The organism is Amycolatopsis sp. NPDC114505, from assembly GCF_055633615.1.
Genome location: NZ_JBVKDV010000006.1, coordinates 151,639 through 164,494, shown reverse-complemented (window position 1 = coordinate 164,494; position 12,856 = coordinate 151,639). Strand labels below are relative to the sequence as shown.

10 protein-coding genes are annotated in these 12,856 nt (G+C 73.8%); 6 read left to right on the top strand and 4 right to left on the bottom strand.

The window, feature by feature from the left end; translation table 11 throughout:
* Positions 1–30 precede the first annotated feature (30 nt).
* The 3 genes from ACZ7OU_RS47260 to ACZ7OU_RS47250 all read left to right on the top strand — a co-directional run bounded on the left by ACZ7OU_RS47260 (position 31) and on the right by ACZ7OU_RS47250 (position 5,328).
* Positions 31–4,098, top strand: a complete 4,068-nt coding sequence (locus ACZ7OU_RS47260) for a SpoIIE family protein phosphatase (protein WP_470260289.1) — start codon at positions 31–33, stop codon at positions 4,096–4,098.
* Positions 4,095–4,397 (top strand): STAS domain-containing protein, encoded by a 303-nt coding sequence (locus tag ACZ7OU_RS47255; protein ID WP_470243499.1) that lies wholly within the window; start codon positions 4,095–4,097, stop codon positions 4,395–4,397. Before ACZ7OU_RS47260 ends, ACZ7OU_RS47255 begins: the two co-directional genes overlap by 4 nt.
* Positions 4,398–4,605: 208 nt before the next feature.
* Positions 4,606–5,328 (top strand): ANTAR domain-containing protein, encoded by a 723-nt coding sequence (locus ACZ7OU_RS47250; RefSeq protein WP_470260288.1) that lies wholly within the window; start codon positions 4,606–4,608, stop codon positions 5,326–5,328.
* A gap of 3 nt (positions 5,329–5,331) precedes the next feature.
* Here the strand turns inward: ACZ7OU_RS47250 and ACZ7OU_RS47245 are convergent, their stop codons facing one another.
* The gene (locus ACZ7OU_RS47245; RefSeq protein WP_470243501.1) at positions 5,332–5,742 is read right to left on the bottom strand and encodes an ATP-binding protein; all 411 of its coding nucleotides are present in this window, start codon (positions 5,740–5,742) and stop codon (positions 5,332–5,334) included.
* A 123-nt stretch (positions 5,743–5,865) separates the two neighbouring features.
* On the opposite strand from ACZ7OU_RS47245, the gene ACZ7OU_RS47240 reads away from it, so the two are divergent.
* From ACZ7OU_RS47240 to ACZ7OU_RS47230, 3 genes are all read left to right on the top strand, one after another.
* Positions 5,866–9,141 (top strand): glucodextranase DOMON-like domain-containing protein, encoded by a 3,276-nt coding sequence (locus tag ACZ7OU_RS47240; RefSeq protein ID WP_470260287.1) that lies wholly within the window; start codon positions 5,866–5,868, stop codon positions 9,139–9,141.
* Between the two features lie 19 nt (positions 9,142–9,160).
* Positions 9,161–9,718, top strand: a complete 558-nt coding sequence (locus ACZ7OU_RS47235) for a DinB family protein (protein ID WP_470243503.1) — start codon at positions 9,161–9,163, stop codon at positions 9,716–9,718.
* Positions 9,719–9,840: 122 nt separating this feature from the next.
* Positions 9,841–10,377 carry a DUF4232 domain-containing protein gene (locus ACZ7OU_RS47230; protein ID WP_470243504.1) on the top strand — a complete coding sequence of 179 codons (537 nt, stop codon included), beginning with the start codon at positions 9,841–9,843 and terminating at the stop codon, positions 10,375–10,377.
* Positions 10,378–10,515: 138 nt separating this feature from the next.
* Here ACZ7OU_RS47230 and ACZ7OU_RS47225 read toward each other — a convergent pair whose 3' ends face one another.
* The 3 genes from ACZ7OU_RS47225 to ACZ7OU_RS47215 all read right to left on the bottom strand — a co-directional run bounded on the left by ACZ7OU_RS47225 (position 10,516) and on the right by ACZ7OU_RS47215 (position 12,846).
* Positions 10,516–10,821, bottom strand: a complete 306-nt coding sequence (locus ACZ7OU_RS47225) for a hypothetical protein (RefSeq protein ID WP_470260286.1) — start codon at positions 10,819–10,821, stop codon at positions 10,516–10,518.
* Between the two features lie 73 nt (positions 10,822–10,894).
* Positions 10,895–12,160 (bottom strand): sensor histidine kinase, encoded by a 1,266-nt coding sequence (locus ACZ7OU_RS47220; protein ID WP_470260285.1) that lies wholly within the window; start codon positions 12,158–12,160, stop codon positions 10,895–10,897.
* The gene (locus ACZ7OU_RS47215) at positions 12,157–12,846 is read right to left on the bottom strand and encodes a response regulator transcription factor (protein ID WP_470260284.1); all 690 of its coding nucleotides are present in this window, start codon (positions 12,844–12,846) and stop codon (positions 12,157–12,159) included. Before ACZ7OU_RS47215 ends, ACZ7OU_RS47220 begins: the two co-directional genes overlap by 4 nt.
* Positions 12,847–12,856 lie beyond the last annotated feature (10 nt).

Sequence of the window (12,856 nt, the reverse complement as noted above, 5' to 3'; positions counted from 1 at the left end):
TCGTCCGGGGTCGCTTCAACCAGGAGTGTGATGAGCGTCGGCGAGGATTCCGGCCAGCGCGCCGTCTTCCCCGGAGCCAGCCAAATGGCGGCCCGGATGCGGGAGTTCGACTGGGCGTCGTCGCCGCTGGGCGAGCCCGCGGACTGGCCGGCGAGCCTGACGACGGCCGTGCGGATCTGCCTCACCTCGCGCTTCCCGATGATCGTCTGGTGGGGACCGGATCTGCGGTTCCTCTACAACGACGCGTACCTGCCGCTGCTCGGCACCAAGCACCCGGCGCTCGACAAGCCGGGCGCGGACGTCTGGACCGAGATCTGGCACATCATCGGCCCGATGCTCGACAGCGTGCTGACCACCGGCGAGGCGACCTGGTCGGAGGACCTGCTGCTGCCGATGAACCGGCACGGCTACTGGGAAGAGACCTACTGGACCTACTCCTACAGCCCGGTCTACGACGACGAAGGCGCCGTGCGGGCCGTGTTCACCGCGGTCACCGAAACGACCGAGCGCGTGGTCGGCGAACGCCGGATGGCGGTCCTGCGCGAGCTCGGCGCCCAGGCCGGCAGCGCCCGCACCGTGGAAGAGGCCTGCGAGCTGGTCGCCGGCGTGCTCGGCCGCGCCGGTGCCGATGTCCCCTACGCGGCGATCCACGTCCGCGACGACGCCGGCGCGCTCGCTCTCGCGGCCGTCACTCCGGACGGTGCCGGGCACACCGCCGCCTGGCCGCTCGAAGAGGTGCTCGCCGGCGGCGTCCCGCGCACCGTGTCCGACCTGTCGCCCTTCGGCGCACTGCCGCCCGGCACCTGGTCCACCCCGCCCGCCGAGGCGATGGTGCTGCCGCTGCCCGGCCCCGCCGAGGCCGCCGGGGTGATCGTGCTCGCGGCGAGCGCCGGGCGCCCGCTCGACGAGTCCTACCGCACGTTCCTCGGGCTCGTCACCCAGCAGACCGCGGCGCTGGTCAACGGCGCGCTCGCCTACCGGGCCCAGCAGCGGCGCGCCGAGGAGCTGACCGCGCTGGACGCGGCCAAGACCACCTTCTTCGCCAACATCAGCCACGAGTTCCGGACCCCGCTCACGCTGATCCTGGGGCCGGTCGCCGAGCTGGAGCAGACGCTCGGCCGGGCGGACGAGCGCGTCCGCGAGGAGATCGCCGTCATCCACCGCAACGCGCTGCGGCTGGGCCGGCTGGTCAACAACCTGCTCGATTTCTCCCGGATCGAGGCGGGCCGGATGCAGGCCCGCTTCGAACCCGTGGACCTCGCCGCGTTCACCGCGGAGCTGGCGAGTGTGTTCCGCGCCGCCGTCGAACGGGCCGGGCTGCGGTTCGAGGTCGAGTGCCCGCCCCTGGGCCGGCCGGTGCACGTCGACCGCGGGATGTGGGAGAAGGTCGTCCTCAACCTGCTGTCCAACGCGGTCAAGTACACCTTCGACGGCGAGATCCGGGTGCACACCACTGTGGACGGTGCCGACGCCGTGATCACCGTGGCCGACACCGGGATCGGGATCGACGCCGGCGAGCTGCCGCGGCTGTTCGAGCGGTTCCACCGGATCCCGTCGGCGCGGGCGCGGTCGAACGAGGGCAGCGGGATCGGCCTGGCGCTGGTCCGCGAGCTGGTCGGCATGCACGGGGGCACGGTCGCCGCCGAGAGCACGCCCGGCGCCGGCACGACGTTCCGGATCCGGCTGCCACTGGGGACCGGCCACCTGCCGGCCGAACACGTCGTCACGGAGGCGTCGGCGGGCGGGATCGCCGCGGAGACCGCCGAGCCGTACCTGCAGGAGGCCCTGCGCTGGCTGCCGGACGACGCACCGGCGCCGGACAGCGCCCCCGGCCCGGTCACCGGGGCGCGCGTGCTGATCGCCGACGACAACGCCGACATGCGCGAGTACCTGGCCCGGCTGCTGCGCGAGGACTACGCGGTGACCGCGGTGCGCGACGGCGTCGAAGCGCTCGAGGCCGCGTCCGGCGAGCCGCCGGACCTGATCATCAGCGACGTGATGATGCCCCGGCTGGACGGTCTCGGCCTGCTCGCCGAGATGCGGCGCGACCCGCGCACCGCCGCCGTCCCCGTGCTGCTGCTGTCCGCCCGCGCCGGGCAGGAGGCCGCCGTCGACGGCCTGGCCGCCGGAGCCGACGAATACCTCGTGAAACCGTTCTCCGCGCTGGAACTGCTCGCCCGCGTGCGCACGATCATCCGGCTGGCGCGGCTGCGGACGCAGCACTCCCGCTGGCGCGCGGCGATGATCGACTCCCTGCAGGAGGGCTTCTTCGTCTGCGACGCCGACGGCCGGGTCGTGGAGATGAACGCCGCGTGCACCGAGCTGCTCGGCTTCGGCCCCGAGGAGCTCCCCTACGCACCGCCGTTCCCCTGGGTACCGGACCCGGACGACGACCCGATCGCCTTCCGCCAGGTCGCCGACGCGGTGGAACGGTCGCGGACCGAGCCGTCGGGCAGCTTCGTGCTGCCGCTGCGCCACCGCGCCGGGCACCGGGTGTGGGCCGCGGTCGCCTACAACGAGCTGCACGACGACGAGGGCAGCCGCCGGCTCGTCGGCACGATCCGCGACGTCACCGCGGAGCGCTACGCCGTCCAGCGGGAAAACGCGCTCGCCGCGATGAACCAGCGCCTCGCCGGGGTCAGCGGGGTGCCGGACGCGCTGCGCACCGCGCTCGACCTGCTGCGCGAGCTCTGGCAGGCCGAGCGGGTGCTCGCGGTGACCTGGCCGCAGGACGGCGAGCCGGAGCTCACCTCCACCGACCCCGGCGACCGGCTGTGGACGGGCCTCGCCGCGCCCTTGCGCGCGAAGCTCGCCGAGGTGCGTTCGCTCCCGGCGTTGCACGCGACCCCGGCGGGTGGCGGGGCCGGCGCGAACCTGGACCACCCCGGCGGGCAGCTGACGCTCTGGGTGGAGCCGGACCCGCGCCGCCCGCTCGGCACCGAGGACCGGACGCTGCTGGCGCTGCTCGCCGGGACGCTGGCCCACGCGCTGCGCCGCGCCCACCGGGACGACCGGCAGCGCGAGGTCGCCATCGCGCTGCAGCGCTCGATCCTCGGACCGGTCCTGCTGCCCGAGGGGTTCGCGGTGCGTTACGAGCCGGCGAACCCGCCCCTGGAGGTCGGCGGCGACTGGTACGACGTCGTCCCGCTGTCCGGCGACCGGTTCGGCATCGTCGTCGGCGACTGCGTCGGCCGGGGACTCGCCGCGGCCGCGGTGATGGGCCAGCTGCGCAGTGCCTGCCGCGCGCTGCTGCTGGAGGCCAACGGCCCGGCGCACACCTTGAGCACGCTCGACCGCTTCGCCGACCGGCTGCCGGGTGCCTTGTGCACCACCGTCTTCTGCGGTGTGCTCGACCCCGCCACCGGGTCCCTGACCTACAGCAGCGCCGGCCACCTGCCGGCCACGCTGGTGCACCGCGACGGCTCGTCGGAGTTCCTCGACGCGGGCGGCAGCGTGCCGCTCGCGGTCCGCGTCCCCGCCGCGCGCCCGGAGGCCACGGCGGTCGTCCCGGTCGGTTCGCTGCTGATGCTCTACACCGACGGACTCGTCGAGCGCCGCCGCGAGTCGCTGGACGACGGCATCGACCGGGCCACCTCGGCCGCCCACGACACGCGGGACGCCGACCTGGCCGACCTGGCGACGTCGCTGATGAGCGGGCTCCGGCCGGCGAGCGGGTACGAGGACGACGTCGCGCTGCTGCTCTACCGCCGGTCGGCGCCGCCGCTGGAGCTGGACTTCCCGGCGCACCCGGACAGCCTCGCCTCGACCCGTCACTGGCTGCGCGCGTGGCTGGGCACCGCTTCGCTCGGTGAAGAACGCTCGCAGGACATTCTCGTCGCCACCGGCGAGGCCTGCGCGAACGCCGTCGAGCACGCCTACCGCGAGGACGCGGGGAAGGCGCACCTGTCGGCCCGCTTCGCCGGACCGCGCCTGGTCGTCACGGTGACCGACCGCGGCCGCTGGAAGCAGCCGCCCCCGGACAACCACGTGCTGCGCGGTCGCGGGATGCCGATGATGGAAGCGCTGGCCGACGCGGTCACGGTCCGGCACGACACGGACGGCACCACCGTCACGCTGGAATGGAGAATCGGTTCGTGACGACGGCACTCACGCTGGTCGCCTCCGCGGGCGACGACGGAGACCGGATCTTGACCGTGACCGGCGAAGTCGACCTGAGCAACGTGGCCGAGTTCGGCGCGGCCCTGGACCGCGAGCTCGCGGCCGGGCCCGCACTGGTCGTCGACCTGACCGGGGTGACCTACATCGACAGCGCGGGCATCGCGGCGGTGTTCGACCGGGCCGTGTCCCACGACCTGAGCCTGACCGCGCCCCGCCTGCTCGACCGCGTCCTGCGCGTCTCGGGCCTCGCACAGGTCACGAAAGTGACGATTCGCTGAAGGGTTGACCCGCGCGTCACCGGGTAAGCACAGCGCAGCGACGGTTGTCGGGTGGGTTGTGCTGCCGGTCGTCGCCAGGTGGCCCCGGCGGCCAACCCACGACGTTCAGCAGCGAGCGCCGGGTCGGAGCCACCGCCCTCCTGGGTCACCGGGGCCGCGCCGGCCGCGGGTACTGTGCGCGCAGGAAACCGGGAGGGAGGCGAGCGCAGTGACCGGTGACCCGATCCCGTCCGAGCACCTCGACGAGCTGACCGCCGCGATGGCGGACCTCACGAGCGCGCTCGAGACCGAGCCCTCCGAAGAGCAGATCCTCGACGCCGTGTGCGCCGAAGCCGTCCGGGCCATCCCCGGGGCCGACCTGGCCAGCATCACCGCGATCCGCGACGGCGAGGCCGAAACCGCCGCGTCCACCGACGCACGCGCCGTCGAGATCGACCGCGTCCAGTACGCGGCGGGCGAAGGCCCGTGCCTGCGGGCGGCCGAGACCGGCGAGATCGTCCGGCTGCCGCTCGCCACGGCCGGGGCGCTGTGGCCCGAGTTCACCCAGCACGCCCGGAGCCTCGGCGTCGGCAGCTACCTGGCCGCGCCGCTGCGCGTGGACGGCACCCTCTCCGGCGCGCTCAACCTCTTCGGCTACGGCGACCACGGCTTCGCCGAGACCGACTCCCGGTTGCTGCAGCTGTACACCACGATCGTCTCGTTCGGGCTGCGCACCACGCGCCGCTACCACCGGGCCAGGCAGAGAGCCGCCGAGCTCGAGATGGCGATGAGCTCGCGAGCGGTGATCGAGCAGGCCAAGGGCATCCTCATGGCCGTGCACGGGATCACCGCCGACGAGGCCATGAAGCGCCTGATCACGGAGTCGCAGAACTCCAACGTGAAGCTGCGCGACGTCGCGACCCGGTTCGTCGAAAGCCTGACCGCGGGCTGACGCTCAGGCCGTCCGGCGGACCGGGAACGGCCAGGTCAGCGTGATCACCGTGCCGTCGTCGGTCGAGCGAAGGTCCAGGCCGTCGACCAGCGCCTGGATCAGCCGCAGGCCGCGGCCGCCGTCGGACCGGTCCGCGATCGTGGTCCAGCGCCCCTGGTCGGCGACGGTGACGATCAGGACGTCCTCGTCGATCCTGGCCCGGACGTCGATCAGCCCCGGCCGGCCGCGGTAGGCGTGGTCCAGCACGTTCGCCATCGCTTCCCAGCAGGCCAGGACGACGTCGTCGGCCTGCCTCCCGACCTCGTCACCGGCACGTCTGCGCAACCACGACACGAGGTGCCGCCGCAAGCTCGGCAGCGTCCGTGGCGAAATCGTGCCTCGGTACCGCCAGCCGTCCGTTCCGTGCTCTTCCACGTTCACCTCCTCGGGGGACTGTTCGTTTGCTACCCACCGGTCGGATTTCTCAATCACGGGTAACGGCTTTCCCTGCTGCGTTCGGCTCTGGTGCGCCGCGGATCGGCGTGATCGGATGTGCGGATGACTCGGTCGACGTCGTCCGTGGTGCTCTGCGCGGTGCTGGCCGCCGCCCTCCTTCCCGCACCGGCAGCTTGGGGTGTCACTGCCCCGGCGCCCGGGCCGGGTGCGCTCTCGCACTTCGGGCTGGCCCGCAAGGACTGCCTGGGCACCGCGCGGAACACGACCAGCAAGGCGTGGTTCACCGTGGCGGGCGGCGTGCTGTCCGACGTCTACGCGCCGGTGATCGACAACACGAACGTCGAGACGCTGCAGTTCGCCGTCACCGACGGCCGGACGTTCACCGACCTGCAGGCGCGGGACATGACCTACACGGTCCGCACCAGCGCGGGCGGGATGGCCTGCGAGGTGACGTCGACCCCGCGCAGCGGCCAGTACCGGCTGGTCACCGAGTACCTGGCCGACCCGGCCCGGACCGGCGTGCTGATCCGGACGCGCCTGGACCCGCTGCGGGGCTCGGGGAACGACCTCAAGGTCTACGTGCGGTTCGACGCGAGCATCAACGGCAACGGCGGTGGTGGCCCGGCGAACGGCGGCGGCGACACGGCTTCGGTGGACGCGGCGACGTCCGCGCTGGTCAGCGCCGACCCGAACACGGTGTCGAGCGCGCCGGCCCGCGACTACGCGACCCCGTTGGCCGCCGCACTGCGTGCCGACCGCCGCTTCCTCGGCACGTCCAGCGGCTTCGTCGGCACCGACGGCGACGGGCTGGCCCAGCTCGACCGCGACCACCGGCTCACCGACCGGACGCCGTCGGCGGCGAACGGCAACGTCGTGCAGACCGCGCAGCTGGACCTGCAGCCGCGCCGCCCGGCCACGCTGGCGCTGGGCTTCGGCGCGGACGCGCGGGCGGCGGTCCAGACCGCGGGCGCGAGCCTGCGCACGCCGTTCGACGAGAGCTACCGCGACTACGCGCGCGGCTGGCGTGACTACGACAACGGGCTGGTTCCGTTGCGCGGCAAGGATTCCGACGCCTACTACCAGTCGGCCAACGTGCTGAAGGCCAGCGAGGACAAGACGTTCCCCGGTGCGGTCGTCGCCTCGCTCGGCAGCCCGTGGGGCCAGGCCGTCTCCGCGGGGGACGCGCCCGGCGGCAAGCCCGTCTACTTCGGGTCCTACCGCGAGATCTTCGCCCGCGACCTCTACGAAAGCTTCTCCGGCCTGCTCGCCGCGGGTGACCGCGAAACCGCGCGGGCGAGCGTCCGGTGGTTGTTCAGCCGGCAGCAGCAACCCGACGGCCGGTTCCCGCGCAACTCCATGCTCAACGGCAAGAAGGCGCCCGACTCCGGCGGTGACCAGCTCGACGAGAGCGCGTACCCGATCCTGATGGCGCTGCAGGCCGGGCTCGACCGCGACCGCACGCTCTACACCGACCACATCCGCGCGGCCGCGGACTTCGTCGTCGCGCACGGGCCGTCGTTCGGCTCCGAGCGCTGGGAAGAGCAGGGCGGCTACTCCCCCTCGACGATCGCCGCCGAGATCGCCGGGCTCGTCGCCGCCGGCGTGATCGCCGACCGCAACGGCGACCCGGCGCGCGCCCGCGTCTACCGGGCCACCGCCGACCACTTCCAGCGCAGCATCAAGGGGTGGACGGTCACGTCCACCGGTCCGTACGGCGGCCGGTACTTCCTGCGGCTCACGAAGAACGGCGACCCGAACTCCGAGTGGATCTACAACCTCGGCAACGGCTCGGTGGACGCCGACCAGCGCGCGGTCGTCGACGCCGGGTTCCTCGAGCTGACGCGCCTCGGCGTGCTGCCGGCGAACGACCCGGACGTCACCGCGTCGCTCGCCGTCGTGGACCGGGTGATCAAGCGGGACACGCCGGCCGGTCCGGGCTGGTACCGCTACGGGACTTCCGCCACGGGCAGTGAAGACGGCTACGGCGACTGCTACGAACCGGACCCGACGAACTGCGCGCCGACCGGGGCGCCGTGGCCGGGGCCGAACACCGGGTCGGGCCACCTCTGGCCGGTGCTCGCGGGCGAACGCGGCGAGCAGGCGGTCCAGACCGGCGACCGGGCCGGCGCGGCGGCGCTGCTGCGCGCCATGCGGGCCCAGACCGGCGGCACCGGGCTGATTCCCGAGCAGACGTGGGAAAATCCGGCGGTGCCGGCGTCGCCGTACGGCTCCGACCCGCGCACGGCGTCGATCGGCTTCGCCCCGGGGCAGCCCGCCGGTTCGGTCGCGCCGCTGAGCTGGGCGCAGTCGCAGTCGGTGCGCCTGGCCCGGGCCCTGGACGACGGCCGGCTGACCGAACAGCCCGCCGACGTCCGCGCCCGGTACGTCACGCACGCGCCGCCGGCGGCGCTGGCGGTCACCCTCGACGCGCCGGCGTCGGTGTCCACCGCGACCGCTTCGGTGTCCGGGACCGCACCCGCCGGCAGCCGGGTCGACCTCGCCGTGTCCGCGACCGACGCGGGGACGACTTCGGTGCTGTCGACCCGGGCTTCGGCGGCGGGGACGTTCACCGCGACGGTGCCGACGCCGCTGGGCGCGAACGTCGTCACCGCGACCGCCACTTCCGGCACCGGGACCGGCTACGCGCAGAAGACGATCAGCTCGGACTTCGTCACCGGCACGGTCCTGCTCGACGCGGCCGACCCGGACGGCGACGACAACGGCCCGGGCACGTACACCTACCCGACGGCGGGCGACTTCCACGCGGGCGGGTTCGACCTGCAGCGCTTCCAGGTCATCGACTCGGGCCCCAACCTCGTGTTCCGCGCGCAGGTCCGCGACCTGTCCCCGACGTTCGGTTCGCCGCTGGGCGCGCAGCTGCTGACGATCTACGCGCACGACCCGGCCGCGACAGCGACGTCGACCGCGGCGCCGTTCCCGAGCCGGGCGTACTCGATCGCGGCGCAGGATGCCTGGAGCCGGCGTCTCGAGGTCCAGGGCTTCGCCGACCCGGCGCTCGTCGACGCTTCGGGCGCTTCGCTGGCGACGCCGTCTGTCCAGGCTTCGCAGGCGACGCGGTACATCACGGTCAGCGTGGCGAAGTCGGCGTTCGGGACTCCGGGCGCCGGGTGGACGTTCGCGGTGGTGCTGACCGGTCAGGACGGCAACTCCCCCGACCAGGCGCGGCCGTTCACGCCGACGGCGGGGCAGTACACGTTCGGCCTGTGCGCGGCGGGCGGCACGGCGCCGATCTGCGCGGCGGACCCGGCGACGGCCCCGAAGGCCCTGGATGTGCTGACGCCGTCCGGTGTGGACCAGGCGGTCGAGCTGGACCCGACGCGGGGGCCGGTCGCGGTGCGCGGCGTGCCGGTGGGCTGACTCTGGCACGCTGGGCAGCGTGATCGACGACTTCGCCAAACGGTACCTGCACGACGATCTGCGCGAGGCCCGCGAGGCGGTGCTCGCGAAGCTCGACGGACTGGACGAATACTCCGTGCGGCGCCCGTTGACCCCGACCGGCACCAACCTGCTCGGCCTGGTGAAGCACCTGGCGCTGGGGGAAACCCGGTACCTGGGCGAGGTGTTCGGCCGGCCGTTCCCCGAGCCGCTGCCCCGCTGGGACGACCTCGAGGCGCGCGGCCGGGACTTCTGGGCGACCCCGGAAGAGAGCCGCACGGAGATCGTGGACCGCTACCGCCGCGCCGCGAAGCACTCCGACGCGACGATCGACGCTCTCGCCGTCGACGCGCCCGGGCACGTGCCGTGGTGGCCGCGGCCGGATGTCCTGCTCTTCAACGTCATGGTGCACGTGCTGACCGAGACCAACCGGCACGCCGGGCACGCCGACATCCTGCGCGAACAGCTCGACGGGTCGACCAGCGCCCCGGCGAGGGACGCGGAGTTCTGGGCGGCCAGGCACGCGGAGATCGAGCGGGCGGCCGCTCGTTGGGGATGACGTTCAAGATCACCCGAGGTTGCTTTTGTGCGGGCAATCGCACTTCGGAGCTAACCGGATCGGATCATGAACATCTCTTCTTGTGTACGCGAAGTCACCGACACCGGAAGGGGTTCTCGCTCATGACCACTCGTCCGAGCGTCCGCCGCACCATGACCGCCCTCGTCGTGACCGGGGCCGCCGTCGTCGCCACGGCCGGGACCGCGTCCGCCATGCCGACCGACTTCCGGTGCACCGCCTCGCAGGTCGACACGACGCTGGTCGCCGGTTCGCCCGGCGCGGGCCAGCGGTACGCCTACGTGCAGTTCACCGCGAAGCCGGGCGAGACGTGCACGCTGCAGGGAGCGTTGCCGGTGACGCTGACCGGCGCCGACGGCGTGACGGTGACGCCGGACCCGGCCGCCGCCGACGCGCCGTCGGTCACGGTCGCCGACGGCGCGCCCGCGTCGATGCTGCTGCACTGGACCGGCATCGAGGCTCCGGAGAACCAGGTCCGGCCGGCGAGCGTCACGGTGACCGCACCGCAGACGACCACCCCGCGCGGCGACGTCAGCGACCCGGCGATCACGCTGCCGTGGAACCAGGGTCCGCTCGACGCGTCGGCCGAGGCACACGGGCTGACCGTCAGCGCCGTGACCGCGGGCCCGGCCCAGCCGTAGATCCCGCGGCCGGTCGACACGCCGACATCCGCCGTGTCGTCCATCCAGACACGCGTGTCGTCCGTCCAGGCACGCGTGTCGTCCATCCAAGCACGCGTGTCGTCCATCCAGGCACGCGTGTCGTCCACTGTGGACCGGTCAGCGACGGCCGCCGTGGTCGTCGCCTGGCTCGCCGCCGTGGTGGCCGTGGTCGTCGCCCAGCTCGTTCCCGTGGCCGCCGTGGTCGTCGCCGAGGTCGTGGGTTCGGCTCGGGTACGTGCTCGGCGCCGGGTAGCTCGCGCTCGGCGACACCGTGGTTTCGCTGCTGGGCGCGGTTTCGGTGGTGCTCGTCGTGGTCGTCGGCGCCTGCGTACCGTCGTCGGATCCGGACTCTGCGAGGGCCGCCGTCGTCCCGCCCACCGCGAGCGCCGCGCCGGCCGCCGCGATCACCAGAATCTTGCGCATGTCTGCTCCTTCTCGTTCTCCGCCAACGAAAGAAGCATCACGCGTCCGGCGATAGCGGCGCGCTGCGCGACGATTAAGGCATCCCTAAAGCCTTTCCGAGCTCCAGCACGATCCGCGCCCCCGGCCCCCGCGTCACGGTGAACGTCCCGCCGGACGCGCGGGCCGTCTGGCGGGCGATGTCCAGCCCGAGGCCGGTCGACCCGGCGCCGCTCGCGCCGCGCCCGGCCTCGTCGAAGCCCGGTCCCTCGTCCACGACCTCCAGCCGGGCGCCGTCCGGCGTGGCCGTGAGGCGGATCGCGTACCCCGTCCCCTCCGGGGTGTGCGCGAAGACGTTGCCCAGCAACGCGTCCAGGCACGCGGCCAGCTCCGGCTCGCCGACCGCGACCGGCAATGGACCGTCGTCGAGCGAGACCGTCGCCGCGCGGTCCTGGTCCTGCGCGAGCACCGACCAGAACTCCGCCCGTTCCCGGACGACGGACGCGGCGTCGCACGAGCCGGGCGCCGAGTCCCGTGCCCGCGCCTGGTCGATCAACGCGGTGACCTGCCGCTCCAGGCTCTCGGCGTGCCCGATGATCCGCTCGGCCTCGGCCGGGTCCCGCAAGGACTCGGCGTCCAGCCGCAGCACGGTCAACGGCGTCCGCAGGCGGTGCGAGATGTCGGCCACCGCCTCGCGTTCCTGCCGCACCAGGTCCCGGATCCGCGCGGCCAGGAGGTTGAGCGCGGCGGCGACCGACCGCACCTCCCCCGGCCCGCCCGGGACCGCCCGCGCGTCGAGGTCCCCCTCGGCGAGCCGGCGCGACACCGCGGCGAGCTCGTGGACCGGCCGCACGATCGACCGGGCCAGCCGGTCGGCGACGAACACCCCGAGCGCCAGCAGCACCACGCCGAGCCCGGCCAGCACCAGCCAGGCCGGGCCCAGCCCCCGGGTCAGCTCGGCGCGGTCGACGAACGCCCGCACCACGGCGGTCCCCCGGGGCAGGCCCTGGACCGCGACGAGGATTTCGCGGCCGCCGGCGTCCTCGACGGTCAGGCTGCTGCCCTGCGCCGCGGCCAGCGTCACCCCCGGCGTGCGCGGGGTGGGCGCGCCGAGCACGGTGCCGTCGGGCAGGAACACCGAGACCGGGTGGCCCGCGGTGGTGTTGAGCTGGTCAACGGCCGGCCGCAGCGCCGCCGCGTCGGTCGTCGCCACCAGGGACGTCAGCGACTGCGCCTTCGCCGTCGCGGCGGTGACCGCGCGGTCCGCGGTGACCGACCGCAGCAGGATCCCGAGCGGCACCAGAAAGGCGACGAGCACCAGGCTCATCGCGGCCGTGACCAGCACCGCGAGCCGCTTCCTCACGCCCCGGCCCCCGGCTCGGCCAGCCGGACGCCGACGCGCCGCACGGTGTGCAGGTACCGCGGCTCCTGCGCGGTCTCGCCGAGCTTGCGCCGCAGCCACGACAGGTGGACGTCGACGGTCTTGTCCGCGCCGGCGTAGGGCAGCTTCCAGACGTCGGCGAGCAGTTCGCGCTTGCTCACCACGGTCCCGGCGCGGCTCGCGAGGTAGTGCAGGAGGTCGAACTCGCGCGGGGTGAGGTCCAGCGCGGCGCCGTCGAGCGACGCCTGCCGCGTCCGCGCGTCGACCGACAGGCCGCCGACGACCACGGGCGCGGTCGTCTCCTCGGGTTCGGCCCGCCGCAGCACGGCGCGGATCCGCGCGTCGAGCTGGGCGCCGCCGAAGGGCTTGACCACGTAGTCGTCGGCACCGGCGTCGAGCAGCCGGACGATCTCGTCTTCCGCGCTCCGGGCGGTGACCACGATGATCGGCACCGCGCTGACCGCCCGTACCATCCGCAGCACCTCACGGCCGTCGAGGTCGGGCAGGCCCAGGTCCAGCAGGACGACGTCGGGCCGCTCGGTGACGGCGGCCTGCAGCCCGGCCATGGCGGTCGGCGCGGACGTCACGGTGTGCCCGCGCTCGCCCAGCGCGCGCAGCACGGCCGTGCGGATGGTCGGGTCGTCCTCGACGAGCAGCACGGTCGCCATTCTCGGGAGG

What these genes read in the sequence shown, in the direction of transcription:
- ACZ7OU_RS47215 (WP_470260284.1), bottom strand. Translation starts at nt 12,846, where the DNA reads ATGGCGACCGTGCTGCTCGTCGAGGACGACCCGACCATCCGCACGGCC.
- ACZ7OU_RS47260 (WP_470260289.1), top strand. Translation starts at nt 31, where the DNA reads ATGAGCGTCGGCGAGGATTCCGGCCAGCGCGCCGTCTTCCCCGGAGCC.
- ACZ7OU_RS47225 (WP_470260286.1), bottom strand. Translation starts at nt 10,821, where the DNA reads ATGCGCAAGATTCTGGTGATCGCGGCGGCCGGCGCGGCGCTCGCGGTG.
- ACZ7OU_RS47230 (WP_470243504.1), top strand. Translation starts at nt 9,841, where the DNA reads ATGACCACTCGTCCGAGCGTCCGCCGCACCATGACCGCCCTCGTCGTG.
- ACZ7OU_RS47240 (WP_470260287.1), top strand. Translation starts at nt 5,866, where the DNA reads ATGACTCGGTCGACGTCGTCCGTGGTGCTCTGCGCGGTGCTGGCCGCC.